The sequence below is a fragment of the Octadecabacter dasysiphoniae genome (genome assembly GCF_021532615.1).
Lineage (GTDB): Bacteria > Pseudomonadota > Alphaproteobacteria > Rhodobacterales > Rhodobacteraceae > Octadecabacter > Octadecabacter dasysiphoniae.
In genome coordinates, this window is the sequence record NZ_JAKGAQ010000001.1 from 206,875 (window position 1) to 227,386 (window position 20,512).

General features: G+C 58.5%; 21 protein-coding genes. 5 read left to right on the top strand and 16 right to left on the bottom strand.

The features are described from left to right. Positions 1–2: 2 nt before the first annotated feature. From L0664_RS00940 to L0664_RS00995, 12 genes are all read right to left on the bottom strand, one after another. On the bottom strand, positions 3–1,100 hold the full coding sequence (locus L0664_RS00940; protein ID WP_235223748.1) for an ABC transporter permease: 1,098 nt from the start codon (positions 1,098–1,100) through the stop codon (positions 3–5). Beyond that, complete coding sequence (locus L0664_RS00945; protein WP_235223749.1) at positions 1,100–2,641, bottom strand: ABC transporter ATP-binding protein; 1,542 nt, start codon at positions 2,639–2,641, stop codon at positions 1,100–1,102. The genes L0664_RS00940 and L0664_RS00945 overlap by 1 nt, the downstream gene beginning before the upstream one ends. Beyond that, positions 2,638–3,003 carry a nuclear transport factor 2 family protein gene (locus tag L0664_RS00950; protein ID WP_235223750.1) on the bottom strand — a complete coding sequence of 122 codons (366 nt, stop codon included), beginning with the start codon at positions 3,001–3,003 and terminating at the stop codon, positions 2,638–2,640. Before L0664_RS00950 ends, L0664_RS00945 begins: the two co-directional genes overlap by 4 nt. Before the next feature lie 73 nt (positions 3,004–3,076). Then, positions 3,077–4,084, bottom strand: coding sequence for a BMP family lipoprotein (locus L0664_RS00955; protein WP_235223751.1), 1,008 nt, complete (start codon positions 4,082–4,084; stop codon positions 3,077–3,079). 162 nt (positions 4,085–4,246) lie between these two features. Continuing rightward, positions 4,247–4,672: a GNAT family N-acetyltransferase gene (locus L0664_RS00960; protein ID WP_235223752.1), complete on the bottom strand. Its 426-nt coding sequence runs from the start codon at positions 4,670–4,672 to the stop codon at positions 4,247–4,249. Beyond that, positions 4,669–5,247, bottom strand: a complete 579-nt coding sequence (gene tsaB / locus L0664_RS00965) for a tRNA (adenosine(37)-N6)-threonylcarbamoyltransferase complex dimerization subunit type 1 TsaB (RefSeq protein WP_235223753.1) — start codon at positions 5,245–5,247, stop codon at positions 4,669–4,671. Before tsaB ends, L0664_RS00960 begins: the two co-directional genes overlap by 4 nt. After that, positions 5,240–5,650, bottom strand: coding sequence for a GFA family protein (locus L0664_RS00970; RefSeq protein ID WP_268821535.1), 411 nt, complete (start codon positions 5,648–5,650; stop codon positions 5,240–5,242). Before L0664_RS00970 ends, tsaB begins: the two co-directional genes overlap by 8 nt. A 2-nt stretch (positions 5,651–5,652) precedes the next feature. Then, positions 5,653–6,213: a NifU family protein gene (locus L0664_RS00975; RefSeq protein WP_235223755.1), complete on the bottom strand. Its 561-nt coding sequence runs from the start codon at positions 6,211–6,213 to the stop codon at positions 5,653–5,655. A gap of 144 nt (positions 6,214–6,357) precedes the next feature. Continuing rightward, on the bottom strand, positions 6,358–6,684 hold the full coding sequence (locus tag L0664_RS00980) for a hypothetical protein (protein WP_235223756.1): 327 nt from the start codon (positions 6,682–6,684) through the stop codon (positions 6,358–6,360). A gap of 497 nt (positions 6,685–7,181) precedes the next feature. Then, complete coding sequence (locus L0664_RS00985) at positions 7,182–7,637, bottom strand: universal stress protein (protein ID WP_235223757.1); 456 nt, start codon at positions 7,635–7,637, stop codon at positions 7,182–7,184. 68 nt (positions 7,638–7,705) lie between these two features. After that, positions 7,706–8,764, bottom strand: coding sequence for a hypothetical protein (locus L0664_RS00990; RefSeq protein ID WP_235223758.1), 1,059 nt, complete (start codon positions 8,762–8,764; stop codon positions 7,706–7,708). Beyond that, positions 8,761–9,636: a branched-chain amino acid aminotransferase gene (locus L0664_RS00995; protein WP_235223759.1), complete on the bottom strand. Its 876-nt coding sequence runs from the start codon at positions 9,634–9,636 to the stop codon at positions 8,761–8,763. Before L0664_RS00995 ends, L0664_RS00990 begins: the two co-directional genes overlap by 4 nt. A 151-nt stretch (positions 9,637–9,787) precedes the next feature. Between L0664_RS00995 and L0664_RS01000 the strand changes: the two genes are divergently transcribed. After that, a complete protein-coding gene (locus L0664_RS01000) occupies positions 9,788–10,204 on the top strand; it encodes a hypothetical protein (protein WP_235223760.1) in 417 nt (138 codons plus the stop codon). A 297-nt stretch (positions 10,205–10,501) separates the two neighbouring features. Here the strand turns inward: L0664_RS01000 and trpS are convergent, their stop codons facing one another. Next, a complete protein-coding gene (gene trpS / locus L0664_RS01005) occupies positions 10,502–11,521 on the bottom strand; it encodes a tryptophan--tRNA ligase (protein ID WP_235223761.1) in 1,020 nt (339 codons plus the stop codon). Between the two features lie 80 nt (positions 11,522–11,601). Here trpS and L0664_RS01010 point away from each other — a divergent pair, with 80 nt between their 5' ends. Further along, positions 11,602–12,279, top strand: coding sequence for a rhomboid family intramembrane serine protease (locus tag L0664_RS01010; RefSeq protein WP_235223762.1), 678 nt, complete (start codon positions 11,602–11,604; stop codon positions 12,277–12,279). A gap of 86 nt (positions 12,280–12,365) precedes the next feature. Here L0664_RS01010 and murJ read toward each other — a convergent pair whose 3' ends face one another. From murJ to L0664_RS01025, 3 genes are all read right to left on the bottom strand, one after another. Continuing rightward, positions 12,366–13,925, bottom strand: a complete 1,560-nt coding sequence (gene murJ, locus L0664_RS01015; protein ID WP_235223763.1) for a murein biosynthesis integral membrane protein MurJ — start codon at positions 13,923–13,925, stop codon at positions 12,366–12,368. Positions 13,926–14,062: 137 nt separating this feature from the next. Further along, positions 14,063–16,870: a [protein-PII] uridylyltransferase gene (locus tag L0664_RS01020; protein WP_235223764.1), complete on the bottom strand. Its 2,808-nt coding sequence runs from the start codon at positions 16,868–16,870 to the stop codon at positions 14,063–14,065. Next, positions 16,857–18,059, bottom strand: coding sequence for a penicillin-binding protein activator (locus tag L0664_RS01025; RefSeq protein ID WP_235223765.1), 1,203 nt, complete (start codon positions 18,057–18,059; stop codon positions 16,857–16,859). Before L0664_RS01025 ends, L0664_RS01020 begins: the two co-directional genes overlap by 14 nt. An 86-nt stretch (positions 18,060–18,145) precedes the next feature. Here L0664_RS01025 and rsmI point away from each other — a divergent pair, with 86 nt between their 5' ends. From rsmI to gshB, 3 genes are all read left to right on the top strand, one after another. Next, a complete protein-coding gene (gene rsmI / locus L0664_RS01030; RefSeq protein WP_235223766.1) occupies positions 18,146–19,006 on the top strand; it encodes a 16S rRNA (cytidine(1402)-2'-O)-methyltransferase in 861 nt (286 codons plus the stop codon). Next, complete coding sequence (locus tag L0664_RS01035) at positions 19,003–19,374, top strand: YraN family protein (RefSeq protein ID WP_235223767.1); 372 nt, start codon at positions 19,003–19,005, stop codon at positions 19,372–19,374. The genes rsmI and L0664_RS01035 overlap by 4 nt, the downstream gene beginning before the upstream one ends. Before the next feature lie 75 nt (positions 19,375–19,449). Beyond that, entirely contained in the window at positions 19,450–20,403 is a 954-nt protein-coding gene (gene gshB / locus L0664_RS01040; protein WP_268821536.1) for a glutathione synthase, read from the top strand. Positions 20,404–20,512: the final 109 nt, after the last annotated feature.

Here is a 20,512-nt window from a genome sequence, read left to right on the forward strand (position 1 = left end):
GGTTATTCCCCCGCCCGTTGGCTGCGCAAGAACAGCTTTTCGATGGGTGCGCGCACCATTTCATCCAAAGCACCCGTGAACATGATCACCAAGGCTTGGATCACCACAACGATCTGCACGGGGATTGACGTCGCCGCCGACAATTCCGCCCCGCCCTGATACAGCGCACCGAACAAAAGCGCTGCAATAACAATGCCAACAGGATGATTGCGCCCCATCAAGGCCACGGCGATCCCGATAAAGCCCGCACCACCCGCAGCATTATCCACCAGCTGCGGGGAATTGATCCCCATCGTGTTGTTCACCGCCATCAATCCGGCCAATCCGCCCGAAATCAGCAAAGCCACCATCGTAATATTCACCGCCGAAATACCCGCATATTTCGCAGCTGATTCAGATTTACCGAAAGAGCGGATTTCATAGCCAAGCCGCGTGTGCCAGATCAGCGCCCAGACCCCGACACAAGCAATCAGCGCCAAAAAGATTGAGATATTGACGGGAGAGCGCCCGAACATCTCAGATCCGAACATTTGCGCGACATCATGCAGGGATGGCAGGTGCGTGGCGGCGGGGAACACGGCTGTCGCGACTTGCATTTCCCCGATGGGTTTCATCGGACCGCTGAGGAAAAAGATTAACAGGCCAGAGGCCATAAAGTTAAACATAATCGTCGTGATCACGATGTGACTGCCGCGCCGCGCCTGTAAATAGGCCGGGATCACCACCCAAAGCGCGCCGAATATCGCCGCTGCCGTGGCCCCCGCAATCAGTGCCAGTGACCAGTGCGGCAGGGGCACGTAAAGGCACACAATCGCAGCCCCCAAGCCCCCCAAAAGCACCTGACCCTCACCACCGATATTGAACAAAGACGCATGAAACGCGACGGCCACGGCCAGCCCCGTAAAGATGAAATTCGTCGCGTAAAACAACGTGTACCCAAGGAAATCAGACGTGCCGACCGCGCCGTAGGCCATCAGCTTTAGCGCGTCCCACGGGTTTTGCCCCACGGCCACAAACACAATCGCGGAAATGATCGCCGCAAGCAGCAATGACACCACCGGCACCAGCACAACATCAGCCCACTTTGGCATAGCGTCCATTACGCGGCCTCCCCGTCTTTCATGCCAGCCATCAGCAGGCCCAGCTCTTTTTCATTGGTTTGATCTGGCAGGCGTTCGCCCATGATCTGGCCATCAAACATCACGGCGATCCGGTCAGACAGCCCCATGATTTCCTCAAGCTCGACCGACACCAGCAGAATCGCTTTGCCTTGGTCACGCAGGGCCACGATCTGTTGGTGGATAAATTCAATCGCGCCGATGTCGACGCCGCGTGTGGGCTGCCCCACGAGCAGTAAATCAGGGTCGCGTTCAATCTCGCGCGCCACAACGATTTTCTGCTGGTTGCCGCCTGAAAAATTCTTCGCCGCGAGCAGTGGATTGGGCGGGCGCACATCAAAGCGGCCCATTTTTTCCTGCGCGTCTTTTAGAATGGCGGCGTTGTCCATCAACAAACCATTGCGCTGATATTTCGGATCGTGGTGGTAGCCGAACGCGGTGTTTTCCCACGCGGTAAAATCCATGATCAGGCCTTCGTGCTGGCGGTCTTCCGGAACGTGGGCGATGCCACGCGCACGCCGCGACTGCCCGTCAGAATACGCGCCCGTCAGATCAATCGGGTCCCCGTTCAACAGAATTTCTCCGGTGGCCTTTTCATAACCGCCCAACACCTCAAGCAATTCGGATTGCCCGTTGCCAGACACCCCCGCAATGCCAAGGATTTCACCCGCCCGCACCTGAAACGACACACCCTTAAGGCGGTGCACACCCTTGTCATCGGTGATGTTCAGATCGCGCACATCCAGCACGACGTCTTTGGGCTGTGCTGGCACTTTATCCACCCGCAACAATACCTTACGCCCCACCATCCGTTCCGCGAGATCGGCGGGGTTGGTGTCGGATGTCTTCACCGTTGCCATCATTTCACCGCGCCGCATGACGGACACCGTGTCGGTGATATCCATAATCTCGCGCAGCTTGTGGGTGATCAGGATGATGGTTTTACCTTCTTCTTTCAAACGCCCCAAAATGCGGAACAGCTGATCGGCCTCTGCCGGGGTCAACACGCCCGTGGGTTCATCCAAAATCAGGATATCGGCCTGACGATACAACGCCTTGAGGATTTCAACACGCTGCTGCATCCCCACGCCGATGTCTTCGATAATGGCGTCCGGATCAACGTTGAGCTCATATTCCGTCGCCAGTGATTTCAACTGCTTACGTGCCTTGGCAAGGCTGGGGCGCAGCAGTGCACCATCCTCAGCGCCAAGAACGACGTTCTCCAACACGCTAAAATTCTTCACCAGTTTGAAGTGCTGGAACACCATCCCGATTCCGGCTGCAATCGCCGCCTGACTGTCGGGGATTTCCGTCTTCTGCCCGCTGATAAACACCTCACCCGCGTCGGCCTTGTAGAACCCGTACAGGATCGACATCAGCGTGGATTTCCCGGCGCCGTTTTCACCGATAATTCCGTGGATCGTTCCGGGCATCACGCGGATGGAAATGTCTTTGTTGGCTTGCACTGGCCCGAAAGCCTTTGAAATTCCGACCAGTTCAATCGCGGGGGCAATGTCGCTCATTCAGGGGCTCCCGTGCCGACGAAACCTGCGATCATGGTCAGTTTGCCATCCGCCGCGTCGCTGAAATAGGTGCCGTGTTGCACCATCAGCGATCCGTCCGGCCCCATGCCGCCAAACGCGACGATGCTGCGGGCGTAGCCGTTGACCTCATCTGATGACACGACGCTGGCCGTCCATCCCGGCGCGTTGGCGCTGAACATGGCGACGTAATCGGACACCGCATCGTGTCCGGCCAAACGGCCCCCGCTGCGCGGATCGGAATAGGTGATGTCGGCGGAACAGGCGGCGGCGATTTTCGCGGATCTCTCGGTTGCATCTGTGATGCTCCAAGCCTCGAAAAATGTGGTCAATGCGTCGCTCATATCGTGCCCCCGTTTATTAAAAAGGGCCGCCCCGATCCCTCGGTGCGGCCCAATCACTGTGTGTTAACCCGTCTTAGAATTCAAGCACTGGGCAGGTTTCGTCGGACATGTAGTCATGCACCGTCAGGTCACCGGCTGTGATGGATGCAGCAGCCGCATCGACCATTTCCTGCATTTCAGCGGACACCAGTTCTGCGTTGAATTCGTCGAGCGCGTAGCCAACACCACCGTTGCCGATGCCCATGACGTTGAAGCCTGGTTCAACCATATCGCCAGCAGCGAAGCTTTCATAAACCGCGTTATCAACGCGCTTCATCATGGATGTAAGAACCTGACCCGGGTGCAGGTAGTTCTGGTTCGCATCAACACCGATGGACAAGATGCCTTCGTCTGCTGCTGTCTGAAGAACACCGATACCGGTGCCGCCCGCGGCTGCAAACACAACGTCAGAGCCCTGGGAAATCTGGGACAACGTCAGCTCGGACCCTTTTACGGGGTCATTCCAAGCGGATGGTGTTGTGCCGGTCATGTTGGCAATGACAGTCGCGTCAGGGTTAGCGGCCAATGCACCTTGTGCGTAGCCACAGGCAAAACGGCGGATCAGCGGAATATCCATGCCGCCCACGAAGGACACGACGTCAGTTTCGGATGCTTCAGCAGCCATCATGCCCACGAGGAACGAACCCTCGTGCTCGTTGAAGACAACGGAACGCACGTTTGGCGCATCAACGACCATGTCGATGATCACGAATTTCGTGTCAGGGTAATCCACAGCGGCCGTACCGAGAGCAGTGGCCCAGGAAAAACCGGCCATGACAATTGGGTTGTTGCCGTCTTCGGCAAAGCGACGGATCGCCTGTTCGCGCTGTGCATCTGCTGTGATTTCGAATTCAGCGAATTCAGAACCATTTTCTTCGGCCCAACGCTGTGCGCCATTGAACGCAGATTCGTTGAAGGATTTGTCGAACTTACCGCCAAGATCATAAATGATCGCAGGGCCGGCCGAATGGCCGTCTGCAAAAGCGGACCCAGCCACCAGTGCCAGCGCGGTTGTCGCGCCAAGGATTTTCGTGAACGTCATAAAACTCTCCCAAGTATCTTGTTGGAGGGCCGCATGTCCTGCGGTCCCCGATCCCAGTCTTGCCGTTACAGCGGACTGATTTTTCGATCATGGGGTAAATTAGGCAATGTCAGGCACGGAAGATCAACCGATTCTTGCCAGATCAGCGCCGATGCCGCGTGATTAGGCAGGCGACGCGGGGGAAAGCACGGCTTTCATGCAGATCGCGGTCGTACCGTTCTTGTAATAGTTGTTGCGCAGCGCAAAGCCGGTGAACCCGCAGCGCGCATAAAGGGCGCGCGCGGCGGTGTTTTGGTCGGACACGTCTAAAAAGACTTCTTCGACATTCACGGCCTTCAGGTGGCGCAGCGCATCGCGCAACACCGCCGTCGCGCGCCCTTGCCGTTGAATGTCGGGATGCGTGGCCAGCGTTAGAATTTCCGCCTCTGGTCCGGCAAGACGCACCAGAACGAAACACTTTTCGGTCCCGATCACCAATGTCTTTGGATCAGTAAGGTATTCAGCAAAATCGCCCGCGCCCCATCCTGCTTGCGGTCCGAACGCCGCCTTATGCGTCCCGGCAAGCGCGTGTGGCGACACGTCACTCATGGCAATATCACGGGCGGTTGTTCGCGCGGCGGCGCGGCGTCAGGCGGTTTGACGTACATCGGGGCAGGGCGCGGTGTATCTGCCCCTGCACGTTGCGCTGCGATCCGGGCAATGGCCGCGACATGATCCGCAACAGAATGATCCGCAGCATTCGCAAACGGGCCTGTCCCGTCCTGCGCCAAAATCGGGGCCGCCATTTTGTCAGGATCATACATATAAAACTGGTCGCGGGGCGCGGGCACCTTCGTTTGCGCCCAATTCGCCAGCTGCTGGGTGGTGTCAAACAGCGACACGCCCACCGCTTTGATCCCAAGGCCAAGGGCCAGACCACGCGCCGCACTGACGCTGATCCTGATCCCGGTGAAATTCCCCGGCCCAACACCAACGCCGATCACATCAAGATCGGCCCATGTGGTGTTTTGTTCGCGCAACAGGTCTTCCAGCAGCACCATAAGGCGTTCGCCTTGCCCGCGTGCCATGTCTTCAACGCGGGTCGTAATCTGGCCATCACGCAGCAGCGCCGAGGCGCAAAACGGGCCTGATGTGTCAAAGGCAAGAAGTGTCTGATCAGTCATCGCCAGCCTCGGCCAATCGCGTGCGGGCTGATGCGTCTTCGCGTGCCAACCCGTCCGGCAGATGCAACCAAGACGGCTGTGACGCCGCGTGGCAATGAAGCTGCGGCGCGTGGGCGTCTATGTCATCCAATATGCCAATCGGCACATAAATCTGGTCTGGTAAATAAGGAAACACAGCCGACAACGGCGATCCACATTTTTTGCAATTCACCCGTTCAACGCCGCTGGGGTGTCGTTTGGTGTTGGTGTGTCCGGTCACGTCCAGCGATGCAAAGGCCGCGAAGGCGGGCACTGCGGCCCCCGTCCAGCGTCGACAATCAGCGCAGTGGCAATACGCCACCGTCAGGGCAGGTGAACGCGTCGAAACATGACATTCGCCACAGTAACACCGCCTGCCAACCATCGCTACGCTGCGACTGGCCGAACTTCGACCACTTCGGGGATGTAGTGGCGCAGCAGGTTTTCGATGCCCATTTTCAACGTCAGCGTCGAAGACGGGCAGCCAGCGCAGGCGCCTTGCATGTGCAGATAAACAACGCCGCGATCAAAACCGTGGAACGTGATGTCACCACCGTCTTGTGCCACCGCAGGGCGCACACGTGTATCCAGTAATTCTTTGATTTGATTGACGATTTCACCATCTTCGCCAGTGTGTTCCGCATGGCCCGATGCGGCCTGTTCGCCTTCGATAACGGGCGCGCCGGATTGGTAATGTTCCATGATCGCGCCAAGGATCGCAGGTTTGATGTGATCCCATTCCACCGCATCCGTTTTGGTGACGGTCACAAAGTCGATGCCAAAGAACACCGCCGCAACACCGTCGACAGCAAAAATACGGCCCGCCAGCGGGCTTTTTCCCGCGGCTTCGGCACTTGGAAAATCAGCCGTCCCAACCTCAAGCACATTTTGGCCGGGCAGGAATTTCAACGTCGCTGGGTTCGGGGTGGATTCGGTCTGGATGAACATCGGAGAAACCTTTTTTGTCAGGATTGATATATGCGGGTCGACGCACCCAAAGTCAAGGTTTGGAACGATTCTAAACTGCACGCACACAAACGGGCCACCCTTTTGGGGCGGCCCGCTCATGGGGAGGGAGGGTTTGGTAGTGTCTTAGTTGAACTCGAGTTCCTGTGTGTCCACGATCTCGCCGTTGACTTTCAGGATTGCGATGGCGTCGGTGTCTACGCGGTTGATGTCGACGTCGACGTCAGTGTTTGCGCCGGCCATCACAGCTTCGGAACCGATCAATGCGCCGATTTCGCCTTTGTGGAAGGTGTAGACTTCGACCACGCCGTTGCCATCAGCACGCACGGTGCCCAGCTCGACCTGCTGTGGGTTGTCCTGCTCCAGGACGAAGTTGGAAATGTAGCTGTCAGCAGATGCGAAAGTTGCGGAAGCAGCGATTGCAGCAGCGGCGATTGTGAGTGTCTTAAACATGGTATTTTCCTTTTCTGCCCCGTTTCGGAGCGTTGGTTAATGCCCCTTATACGGGGCGGTGTGGTGTGCTCCGTCGTTCGGAGCGGTGTCTGGTGCAGCGGGTTGCTGCGTTTCGATGAGATGAACTTGGGGCTTAATCGGGGCGGCGAATAGGGGTGTGGCGGTCACGAAAAAATGGGCAGGCGTGACAGACCCAGGGTCTTGACGTCACGCACGGGCGCACAAATGGGGGGTTCTCCTGCATGCGCGCACAGAACCGCGAATTTGGCTGTGCAATGGTTCACAGTGAAATGTTGCATCGGCTCACACCCGCCGATTGAACGCAAAAACGTGAGCGGATTTTGTTACATTTTATTCCCGCCGCAGTGAGCAATATGTCGCCAATTCAAGGACTTCTGTCACAAATAGCACGGCGCCGTGTGCGTGGGTTGGCCAAAACAAAGGCCGCGCAATGGTGCGCGGCCTTTGAAGACGGGAATCAGGATGTCGGGCAGGGCTTAACTGATCGCCTCAAGCCGTTCTTTTGACATATCGCCCGGAACAATCGTCATCGGGATCGGCAAAGACCCCGCTTGTTTGGTCATCGCGGTGATCAACGGGCCCGGACCCTTCTTGTCGGACGCCGCCCCGAGGACCAGCACCCCGACTTCGGGGTCTTCTTCGATCTGCGCGAGGATTTCGTTCACCGGCACCCCTTCGCGGATCACCAGTTCCGGATCGACGCCCTGTTTGTCACGCATCCATTTGGCGAAGACCTCAAAATGGACCTCGATCCGTTCGCGGGTTTCGGCGCGCATCACATCTGCCACGCCAATCCAGTGGTTGAATTCATCCGGTGGAATAATCGATAGCACTTCGACGCCGCCGCCCGTCTTTGCCGCGCGCATGGCCGCAAAGCGCATGGCGTTCAGACATTCACGGCTATCGTCTAGAATTACGAGGAACTTGCGCATGGTGTCTCTCCCTTAAGGCAGGTGTCACAATGGCGCAGGGGTCGCGTGCGCGCAATGGATATGTGCGCCTATATAAGTCGACGTTTGGCCACGCGCAGGCAGACATTGCCGCATTGCTGCCCGCAAAATAGCGCGGCCTGTATCATGAACAGATATAATGTGACGCCCGCGGCCAAGGCCAAATCGCTGATCCGCACAGCGGCGCGCAACACACGGGTCTTTCCCAGCACCTCAAACGCGCCGCGGGTTTTGGGGCCCAGCGCATCTGTCACCCGTGCCAGCCGTGCAGCGTCTTGCGCGTTGTCGACGTGTCGCATCAGCAATAGGGCCTCAGCGAGGGATGTGTTTTGCGCGATGCGGCGCAATGATCCGCCCAGATCACCAAGTTCGGCCAGTTTGGCGGCGTCCACCATGTCGCTTGGGCCGATCCGCAGGGCTGTCAAATCGCCCATCCGGTCCCAGCGCACGGCATCACCAACCAACGTGCCAAGGCGCGCAGCCATGGGGGCGGTCAACGTCCCCAACCGCCGTGCCATGCGCAAAACGGATGTGCCCGCCTTGATGGTGTAACTGCTGCCACCACTGGCCAGCACCACGCCCGTCGCACCAAGCCCGACAATCGCAAGGCCCACATCCAATTGGTCCACGTCACCGCCCTCAAGATACATAAGCCCGGCACGGCGCAGCGCGTTCACATCCCCCGCCGGGGTCAGCTCGAACGGAAGCGCGCACGCGCCGATCTGCGCAATCGTCGCACAGGCATTGATATCAACCGCGCAGGCGCCGCAGGCCGTTGTGCGCGCAAACACACCACTGGCTGCCACATTCAGCGCGTTGATATCGGCCAGCATCGGGGCGGGCAGCTGCACGTCGTGATCATTGGCCAGTTGCAGCAACAGCAAAATCTGTTCCAGATCCTCGGCCAATATCGCGTCCTGCATGCGCGGTAAAATCCAGCCAAGATCAACCTCCCCCGCGACGGCCCGCACCAATGCGGCGCGGGTCTGTTCGATGCTGCGATCCACGATGGGGGCCGCAAAGGGCGATTGCGTTGACAGCCAGACAAGGCACATCACCGTCATGGCAAACGGGCTGATCGATAGGACGATATAAAACGCGCGTTTCACGCCGTGGACATGGCGTCGCGTTTGGCCCAGTCCCAATATAGATCGCGCGCACGCCGCGTTACGGGCCCGACCTGATACTGGATATCGTCGAAGGCCGTGATCGGCGTGACCTTGGACATGTTCCCGCTCAGGAACATCTCGTCTGCGTCGCGCGCATCATCAAAGCTCAGCACGGTTTCATGGACAGCGTATCCATCGGCGCGCAGGTTGCTGATATGGCGCGCCCGCGTGATGCCCGCCAGAAACGTCCCATTGGGCACGGGCGTAAACACTTCACCGTTTTTGACCAAAAACACATTCGACGTCGCACTTTCGGCGAGGTTCCCCATCGCGTCCGCACACAACGCATTGCCGAACCCTTTGGCCTGCGCCTCTGCCAGCATCCGCGCGTTGTTGGGATATAGGCAGGCCGCCTTGGCGTTCACTACGGATGATTCCATCACAGGACGGCGAAACCGCGTTGTTGTGACGGTGGTTGTTGCCGTGTCACTCGGCATCGGGATTTCCTCAAGGCAAATCGCGAAACCGGGCTGGTCTTCACCGGGGCGGATCGTGCCCACACCAGTATCACGACCCCAATACATCGGGCGGATGTAAACGGCAGCATCGGCGGGATATAACGCGAGCCCCTCGCGCACGATGTCCATCATGTCATCCGCACTGACCCACGGCACCAGCATCAGCGCCTGCGCAGATCGGTTCACCCGTTCGCAATGTCTATCCAGATCAGGCACGACGCCATAAACCGACCGCGCCCCGTCAAACACCGCTGACCCCAGCCACATCCCGTGATCGGCGGCGCGCATCAGGGGTATATCGCCCTCGTGCCATTGGCCCTCATAATAGGTGCGAATATTGGTGCCCGTCGCCATTTTCTCAGCCTCCATTTGTTTTCCAGAACCCTAACAGGCCGCCCCGTGTCGTCCAGACATTGCGGCCAACGCCACGCAAATACGCGCAGTTTGACAAATTGATGCCCCAACTTCGTGCGATCCCACACAGATGGGCAACGTAACACACCTCATGCGGATTATTTTAGGCGTTGTGGCGTTTGCCATCGGCATATCGTTGTTCATCGAAGTCATGAACCTGCCGAATTTCTTCAACGGCTTCGGGACACCCAATTTGCATTGGGTGCTGGCCCTGTCGTCCGCCTTCGGGGCGTCTTTTCCGGTCGTTCTGACGGGACTGCACACAATCTTCCTGCGCAGACTGGCCAATCCTTTTTGGAACCGCGAAACCCACCGCACCATTATTGGCAGCATGGGGGCTGGCATGGGGTCGGATGTCTATTTGTCCTACCTTCTCGATCAAAACCCGCATTTGGGTCTTTTGTTGATGATGCTGTTGTGCGGGATGATCTGCCTGTTTGTGGTCCGCAAATCCCCCGGTGGCATTGCCGTTGCGCCCGCGCCGCGCGATGGCGTCACACCCTATTAACCGACGCACGGCATTCTGCATCTTGGTTAACCCGCGTGCCTAAACCCCACGCGCCATGGAATTTCGAAAACGGCAGCCGGTCCCACAGACCACCTCGTTCTATGCAGAGACCCTGGTAGAGAAAAGGTGCAGGGACAGGTCGCAGCGCACAGACCTTGGAGTTAAACCCCCACGGCCCCGTCTTTCGCCCAGTCCTTTTCCCTTAAGACCGCAGCAGACCAACGATATCGTATCAGGTGAAAGCACTTCGCTTTCGCCACCGTCGCCCGTTTTACGCGCGGCGACTGCGGTTGCATGCTAGGATCGCAGCAGACCAACGATATCGTAAGTACGGTCAAGGATTGGCGTCGCGATTTCGCGGGCACGCTGCGCGCCGCGTGCCAGTTTGCGATCGATTTCCGCCGGATCATCCATAAGGCGTTTCATCTCGTCTGAAATAGGCGACAACTTGGTGACGGCCAGATCGGCCAGCGCGGGCTTGAACTTGCCCCATTGCGCGCCGCTGTATTCAGCGATCACCTGTTGGGGCGTCGCATCAGACAGGCTGGCGTAAATATCGACAAGGTTCTTGGCCTCTGGACGCCCGACCAAACCTTCAACCGTTTCGGGCAGGGGTTCGGCATCCGACTTCGCCTTTTTGAATTTCTTGGCAATGGTGTCCGCATCATCAAGCATGTTGATGCGTTCCATATCACTGACGCCGGACTTGGACATCTTCTTGGTGCCGTCGCGCAGGTTCATCACCCGCATGCCGGGGCCTTCGATCACGGGTTCGGTGATCGGAAAGAAATCGACCTTGTAGTCATTGTTAAACTTGGCCGCGATGTCGCGTGTCAGCTCAACGTGTTGCTTCTGGTCTTCACCCACTGGAACATGAGTGGCGTGATACAGCAAAATGTCAGCGGCCATCAGCGATGGATAGGCATACAGGCCCAGCGATACCTTTTCAGCATTCTTGCCCGCCTTGTCCTTGAACTGCGTCATGCGGTTCATCCAGCCAACGCGCGCCACGCAATTGAAAATCCAGGCAAGTTGCGCGTGCTCGGGCACTTGGGACTGGTTGAACAGCACGGATTTTTCCGGATCAATACCGGATGCCAGGTATCCGGCGGCCAGCTCGCGGGTCGCATTTTTCAATTCCGCCGGGTCCTGCCAGACAGTGATGGCGTGCAGATCGACCATGCAGAACACGGTTTCCATGTCATCAGATTGCATACCGACCCAGCGCTTGATCGCGCCAAGGTAGTTGCCAAGCGTCAGACCGCCAGACGGTTTGATGCCGGAAAAGACACGCGGAGTAAAAGTGCTGTCTGTCATGATGCGGTCCTATGACTGGATTTCGTGGTCCCGCTGGCTTACCCATGCCCTCAACAGCCGTCAACCAAAGGGCACCCGCCGTGCAAGAAGAAAACCCGTTCAATTCCATTCCCGCCGTCCCCCTGATCATGGTGCTTGTCATCGCAGGCATCGAACTCACCCTAAGTGCAGCAGACAACGGCATCATCGGCGGTGCACAAGGCATCGGTTGGCGTTCGGCGGCGTTTCAGGACTACGCCTTCGCCCCTGCCGTGATGACAGAAATTTTTGAACGCGGCCGCGGATCGTTCGATCTGTGGAAACGGTTTGTGACCTACCCGTTCGTGCACATCTCATTCACCCACGCACTTTGGGCGGTTGTGCTGCTTCTCGCGCTGGGCAAATTCGTAGGCGAGGCATTCCGCCCTTTCGCCTTTGTCGCCCTGTTTGCCGCCAGTTCCACACTTGGTGCCGCGGTCTACGGGATGCTGTCATGGCAAAACGCGCCGCTGCTGGGCGCATACCCTGGCGTTTACGGTCTGATCGGGGCCTATACCTACCTGATGTGGCTGGCCCTTGACCGGATCGGTGAAAACCAGCTTAAGGCGTTCCAGCTGATCGCCATTTTGCTTGGTATTATGTTGGTCTATGCGATGATCTTTGGATCAACCCCCACTTGGATCGCCGAAGTCGCAGGTTTTCTGATCGGCCTGTTTGTCGCCCCGTTGCTGGCACCAGGTGGATGGGCAGCCTTCCTGACCCGCGTGCGCAAACGCTGATCCCGTCTGAGCTTCATAAATATTCTAGGGGGGGAGCGAAGCGATGGGGGACTAGTCCCCCGCCACGCCCGCGGCACGCGCCCAAATCACCGTCGCATGGCCGCTTTGAATTCTGACAGGCGGAACGCGCCTATCATCTGGCCGATTACGAAATATCCGCCCAGCCCCACAGCCACCACAAACGCCAACGCGGCGTAGCGCACGGTTGCCATGCCCAGCGCGGGGCCAACCAGCCCCACAGCGACCATCAACACCCCGCCCATCAGGCCGGACGCCAGCATAATGCGCCACAAACGGTGTTTGAACCGCGCATCAAAAGACGCGGCTTCGCCCATGTCGCGACTGCCGCGCCACAGCAACCAAACCATCACCCATGCGGCCAATGTTGTGGCCAGGGCGGCGGCGATATAGCCGATGTACATCGACAGCCCGATCGCCACGACAGCGTTCACAACCATCGCCACAGCGGCATAATAGAACGGGCGTTTGGTGTCTTCGCGCGCGAAAAACAGCGGCTGCAAGGCCTTTTGCAAGACGAACGCGGGCAGTCCAAGGCCATAAACCGACACCGCCAGGGCCGTGGCCGCCGTGTCATCTGAATCAAACGCGCCGCGTTCAAACAACACGCTGACCAGCGGCAACGGGATCACGACCAATGCCACAGCAGCCGGAATCGTCAGCGCCAGCGCCAGTTCGGACGCGCGGTTGAACGCATCGCGCCCGCCCGCCAAATCACCGGCGGCCAACCGGCGGCTCAGGTCGGGCAGCAGCACCACGCCCAGCGCAATCGCGACCACACCAAGGGGCAGTTGATACAAACGATCCGCATAAGACAGCCACGCGATGGCACCGTCATAAAAGCTCGCCACTTGGCGGCCGACCAAAAGGTTGATCTGCACCACTCCGCCCGCCAGCATCGCCGGGGCCGCGATGATCGCGAGGCGGCGTAAATCCGGTGTCAGTCGTGGGCGGCGCAGCCCGAATGTGAACCCCGCACGCCGCGCGGCCCACCAGACCAGCGCCAGCTGCGCCACACCTGCAATCGGCACCGCCCAAGCAAGACCAGTGCCCACAAACCCCGCCACGTCACCGCCATCAGGCGCACCAAAAGACGCGGCAATCATCGCGATGATGAAAACCACGTTTAGCAACACGGGCGCCGCAGCCGCCGCCACAAACCGCCCTGTCGCGTTCAGCACACCGGACACCAACGCAGCGAGGGAGATAAACAAAATATAAGGAAACGCGATCCGCCCATAGGTCACGGCCAGATCAAACCGCACATCCCCAGCGAACCCGCTGGCCATCATCAAAACCAGGGCAGGCATGAACACCACACCCAAAACCGTAAAGATCAACAAGAAGAACCCAAGCCCCACAAAGGCATCTTGCGCAAAATCCTGAGCGTCCTGTTCCGCCTGAAGTTTTTTGGAAAACATCGGCACGAACGCCATGTTGAACGCGCCTTCGGCAAAGAAACGGCGGAACATATTGGGCAGCGAAAACGCGACCAGAAAGGCCTGCGCAACGGGTCCGGTGCCCAGATAGGCCGCAATCAGGATGTCGCGTACAAAACCGAACACACGGCTGAGCAACGTCCAGACCCCAACGGTCAGAAAGCCGGAAATCAGGCGGATCGGTTTCATGTGTGTCCTGCTCGGATCAGTGTTGTTGACCCGTTCTAGGGGCAACGCCGCGCAAACTCTATGGAAAAGGTGTGCAAACGATGTGCAGGATGCCTCCGGCGGGAGTTTTTTGGTCTAGATGAAGGCGCAAAGATCCATCAGGCGCGGGCGCGCTGTGAGCCTTGTTCGATCGCTTCGCGCAGCTTGCGTTCCAATGTCCGTTGTTTGCCGATCGCGTGGAATTTAAGCCCGAACATGTCTTTGACGTAAAACGTATCGACCACCTGTTCGCCGTAGGTCGCGATGACCGCACTGGCGATATAGACGTTGGTGTTGGCCAGCGTGCGGGTCAGATCATGCAGCAATCCGGGGCGGTCGCGGGTGTCGACTTCGATGATTGTGTAAATCTCAGAGCCGTCGTTGTCGAAGGTGATGGACGTCTGCACGCGAAATGCCTTTTCGCGTTTTTTCATTTTGTCTTTGTCCGCCAATGCGTCGCGCGCGACAACGTCGCCGTGCAATGTCTTTTCGATCATTTTGCGCAGGCGGGGCAGGCGGGCCTCGTCGTAGGGGCTGTCGTCGGCGTCTTGCACCCAGAACGCGGCGGTGGCGAACCCGTCTTTGGATGTGAATGTGCGCGCATCCACGACGTTGGCCCCCACCAAGGACAGCGCGCCGCACATGCGGCTGAAGATACCCGGGTGGTCGGCCATGGCGAAACAGACGCGGGTTGCGTCGCGGTCGTCGTCCGGCGTGAGGTTGATGCGCACTTCGTCATTGCCAAGGCCGCGCAGCAGGTGGGCGAAATCCACATGGGCCGTGACATGCAGGCCTTGCCAATAGGGGGGGTAATGGCGCGCGACTTCGGTGCGGATTTCTTTTTCCGACCAGCTGGCCTTGGTTTGTGCGTTCAGGGCCGCGCGCAGGTTGCGGCGGGCCTCTGTGCCGCGTTCTTCGCGGTTCAGCGCCTCCATCCCGTTTTCCAGCGCGAATTTGGTCTGGCGGTACAGCCCGCGGATCAACACGGCCTTCCAGTTGTTCCACGTCCCCGGACCAACCCCGCGAATGTCACACACCGTCAGCACACACAGCAGATCAAGCCGTTCTTTGGTTTTCACCGCCTTGGCAAAATCGCGCACCGTGCGCGGGTCGGCGATGTCGCGTTTCTGCGCCATGTCAGACATCAGCAAATGATACCGCACCAGCCATTCAACCGTTTCGCAATCCTTCTTGGACAAACCAAGGCGCGGCGCGACTTTGCGCACGATTTTCGCACCTAGGATCGAATGATCCTCATCACGTCCCTTGCCGATGTCATGCAGCAGCAACGCCACATAAAGCACCTTGCGATTGATGCCTTTTTTGATGATCGACGCGGACACCGGCAGTTCTTCGTCGAGTTCTGCGCGTTCGATCTGCGCAAGGTGGCTGATTGTCTGGATCGTGTGTTCGTCCACCGTGTAATGGTGATACATATTGAATTGCATCATCGCGACGATGGCTTCGAATTCGGGGATAAACGCACCAAGAACACCCAGTTCGTTCATCCGGCGCAGGCCGCGTTCTGGGTTGCCGTGTTTCAGCATCAGATCAAGAAAAATACGCTGGGCTTCTTTGTTGGCGCGCATCTTGTCGTCGATCAGATGCAGGTTGGCCTTGATCAGGCGCATGGCGTCCGAATGGATCAACGTGCCCGTGCGCAAGGCTTCTTCGAACATGCGCAACAGGTTCAGCGGGTCTGTCAAAAAGGCGTCGGGTTCAGCAACCGTCAGGCGGTTTTGTTTGATCGCATAGGGTGGTTTCGCCTTTTTGGACCGGCTGAACAGGCGCAGCAACATCGGTTCGGCCTTCAACAACGCTTCTTCCTGCGCGACAAGGAAAATGCGGGTCAATTCGCCGACGTCCGTGGCGAACCGGAAATAGTCCTGCATGAAATGTTCAACGCCGCGCCGCCCGGGGGTGTCTTTGTATCCCATGGCTTCGGCGACCTCGACCTGCATATCAAACGTCAGCTGATCGGCGGCACGGTTTGTCAGCAGGTGCAGGTGGCACCGCACGGCCCACAGAAAACTATGTGCGGCGCGAAACTCGCCGTATTCATCCGCCGTGAAAACCTTGTGGGCCACCAGTTCTGATGCGTCTTTGACGCCGTGGATATATTTGCCGATCCAGTACAGCGATTGTAGATCACGCAACCCGCCTTTGCCTTCTTTGACATTGGGTTCGACCATATAACGCTGCCCGCCTTGCTTGCGGTGACGTTCGGCGCGTTCTTCCAGTTTGGCTTCGATGAAATCGGGGATGGTCTGGGCGAACAGGTCGTTGCGCAACCGTTCTGTCAGTTCCCGTGCGAGGGCTTCGTCACCCGCAAGGTAGCGTTCTTCAACCAGCGACGTGCGGATCGTGTAATCTTCGCGTGCGAGGCGCAGGCATTCTTTGACGGTGCGGCTGGCGTGGCCCACCTTTAGTTTCAAATCCCACAAGATATACAGCATGGATTCGATCAGGCTTTCGGCCCAAGGCGTCAGCTTATAGGGGGCTAGAAACAGCAGATCGACGTCTGAATGGGGCGCCATTTCACCGCGGCCCGACCCACCCACAGCGATCAACGCAAGGCGTTCACCTTCCGTCGGGGTGGGGTTGGGGTGCAGGTGTGTGTGGGCCAGAACGAAGACCTCGATCACGATGGTATCTGTCAGCCATGCATAGGCGCGCGTCGTTGGCCCTGCGGCAAACGGATCGGCCTTGAAGGCGGCCGTAATGACGTCACGCCCGGATTTTAGCGCGCCCTTGAGTATCGGAACCACAGCCGCGCGCTGTTCCCCGCCTTTTGATCCCGCGGTGGACAGCGCGCTGGCCAAAGCAGCACGCAAAGCCCTGCGGTCGACAATGTCACCCGCAGGGCAAATCAGATCCTCTGGGATCGCGGTGTGCGTTAGATCAAGGGCCAGATCAGGATCCGCCACGACCAAAGGACAACGGTGCGGGATCGACGATTTGCATCTGGTTGTTCAAGAACCGTGCAACCGCCAACGCGCGCTGGTTGGTGCCGTTTGGACGCAGGCGGAAGATGCCCGTCGCCCCGGCAAAACCGGATGAACGTGTCAGCGATGCCGCTGTCAAAGCCCCGCGATCACCGGTTGCGGCCAAGGCGCCAATAGCGGCAATACCATCATATGCGATGCTGGCCAGCGGGTGGGGTGGTTGGCCGTAGGTGGCCTCATAGCGCTGGCTGAACGCCGCTTCGCGACCAGCGTCACCGACAGCAAAGATACCGTTTTGCAAACCCGGCAATGCGGCGGCTTGCGGGCTGCTGTCCCAACGGGCCAGTCCGATCAGGGGGGTGTTGGCCGGTGTGAGGCCTTGATCGTTAAGCGATGTCGCAAGGATCGACAAACCGCCCTGCAACGTATCGGTCACAAACACCGCCTGCGCGCCGCTGTTGTTTGCGGCTGCTGCAATAGCGGGGGCGCGTGAAAAGATGCCCTGCTGGCTGAATGTATAGGCTTCGATGCCGGTCACAGTGCCGCCGCCCGCGCGAATGGATGTCGCGATGGCATCCCGCCCGACGGTGCCTGCCAGATCGTTCTGGTGTGCGATCAAATAACGATTGATGCCCTGACGGCTTGCGTAGCTGACCAACCGATCAGAGATATTGCTGAACGTCTTGCCAAGCACGTACACATTGCCGCCCGCGACCGCAGGGTTGTTGGAATAAGACAGCACATTCACGTTGGCAGGCGAAACCGCCAGACCCACCGCATTCGCGCTTTCTGCGTCCAGCGGCCCAAGGATAATCTTGGCCCCATCAGCCACAGCCGCAGCCGCGACCTGCGCGGCCTGTGCGGGGTTGCGGGCGGTGTTGTAAATCCGCAGATCAATCTGCGCGCCGTTCAGGTCCGACACCCCAAGGCGCGCCGCGTTTTCAAGGCTGGCCGCCATCGCATCAAAGGCCGGGTTGCCTGTGCCGCCGGGCACCAACAACGCCACCTGAACAGGTGCGCTCGGGTCGATCTGTTGTCCCGCATTGCCGCTACCCACGCTGGGTATGGCAAGATCACAGGCGGCAAGAAACGTCAGCGTCATGACGGCAAAAAGACGGGCTGCGTACTGATGCAGGTGATTGGCGGGCAGGCTGGGCAAACGGCTTAACATGGACTATTTCACTCCCTCTTGGCGCAGGGATTGGTCCTGTGCCTATTTGTTTTGCATCATAGTGTGCATGACAGGAGGGTCTAGGTATGAATCATCGCGATGTTCCCCTTTCGGCGGGTCTTTACCTGTGCGCGGTGCCGATCGGGAACGCCCGTGACATCACGCTGCGCACGCTCGATATTCTGGCCAGCGCCGATGTGATCGCCTGCGAAGACACCCGCAGCACCCGCAAGTTAATGGAAATCCACGGAATTTCGCCCGGCAAACGCCCAATGGTCGCCTATCACGATCATTCAGGTGAAACCGTGCGCACGCGCGTGATGGATGCGGTCAAGGCAGGGCAGTCCGTGGCCTATGTGTCAGAGGCCGGAACGCCTCTTGTCGCGGATCCGGGGTATAAATTGGCCGCGGCATTTCGCGAACATGATTTGATGATGACAGCCGCGCCCGGTGCATCGGCCGTGCTGACCGCCCTTACGGTGTCGGGCCTGCCAAGTGATGCATTTCATTTCGCGGGGTTCCTGCCCAGCACCCAAGCCGCGCGGCGCAAGGGCCTGGAAGGGGTACGCGATATCGCGGCGACGGTGGTGCTCTACGAATCGCCCAAACGGATTCATGGATTATTAGGTGATCTGTGCGACGTGTTGGGTGACGATCGACAGGTCGTCATCTGCCGTGAGCTGACCAAAAAGTTCGAAGAAGTCTTGCGCGGCACGGGGCCTGAATTGGCCGCCGCCTTGGACGGGCGGGTTTTGAAAGGCGAAATCGTTGTCTTGATCGCACGCGGCGATGGTGCGGTTTTGAACGAAGACGACGTAAAGGATGCATTGATGTCGGCGATGAAAACCATGCGCGTTAAAGATGCGGCAACCGCGGTTGCGGGGGCCACAGGCATGGCACGCCGTGACGTCTATCAGCTCGCCCTAGGCCTGAAGGAAGACACATGACCGTTCGACAAAATCGGGGCCGTACCTCGTATCACGCAGGTCTTGCCGCGGAAGACATCGTCGCGACACGGTATGCCCGCCAAGGGCAACGGGTGTTGGCAAAACGCTGGCGCGGTTCGTGCGGAGAGATTGATTTGGTGGCCCAAGACGGCAACGGCGTGATCTTTATCGAAGTCAAGAAAAGCCGAAGCCACGCGCGCGCCGCGTCCCACCTCACGGCACGGCAGATGGAACGGATTTATGGCGCGGGCTCTGAATTTTTGGCGACCCAACCAAAGGGCCAATTGACGGACGTGCGGATTGATCTGGCACTGGTCGACGAGACAGGTCGCGTTGATGTGATCGAAAACGCATACATGGCGGCCTAGTGTTCTGGCAGCCCCCCATTGCACTTGGTTTTTGCTGGGTCCATGTAGGTTGAAACCTTTGCATTGGACTTTGCCATGACCGCCCCAAAATCCCTTTTCGTTGCGTTTCAAATGGATCCGATCGGACCGATTGATATTAACGCCGACAGTTCATTCCGCTTGGCCGAAGAAGCGCAGGCGCGCGGCCACCGTTTGTTTTATTACACGCCCGACCAGCTCAGCTACCAAGAAGGGCGCGTGATGGCGCGGGGGCAAGATTTGACCGTGCGCCGCGAAATTGGCAATCACTTTGACGTGGGCGAAATGCGCGAACAGGACCTGTCCGAAGTTGACGTTATCTGGCTGCGCCAGGACCCGCCCTTTGACATGGGCTATATCACAACCACCCACATTTTGGACCGCATCCACCCTGACACGCTGGTTGTGAACGACCCGTTCTGGGTGCGCAATTATCCCGAAAAACTGCTGGTCTTGGATTTCCCCGATTTGACGCCGCCCACGGCAGTTGCCCGTGATCTGGAAACCCTCAAAGCATTCCGCGCGCGCCACGGTGACGTGATTCTGAAACCGCTGTATGGCAACGGCGGCGCAGGTGTCTTTAAGCTAAATGAAGGGGACAGCAACCTTGCGTCGTTGCACGAATTGTTCTGCGGCATTAACCGTGAGCCTTTGATTATGCAGAAGTTTTTGCCGGATGTGACAGCCGGTGACAAACGCATCATTCTGGTCAACGGGGAACCTGTCGGCGCGATCAACCGCGTTCCGGCCAAAGGTGAAACACGATCCAACATGCATGTTGGCGGGCGGCCCGAAAAGGTTGGCATGACCCAGCGGGATCTGGAAATTTGCGCCCGCATCGGGCCATTGCTGCGCGAAAAGGGCCAGATTTTCGTTGGGATCGACGTGATCGGCGACTACCTCACCGAGATCAACGTGACCTCGCCCACTGGCATTCAAGAACTTGAACGGTTCGACAACATCAACATCACCGCCAAAATCTGGGAGGCGATTGAGGCCAAACGCCCTTGACTCGCCCCAGCCTGCGCCTGCGTGTGTTGGTTGCCACATCAAATTGTCATCGCGGGCGGCAATCTGGTGTTTGGGGTGTTGGCGCCGCTGCTTGGAACAGGCGAAACCA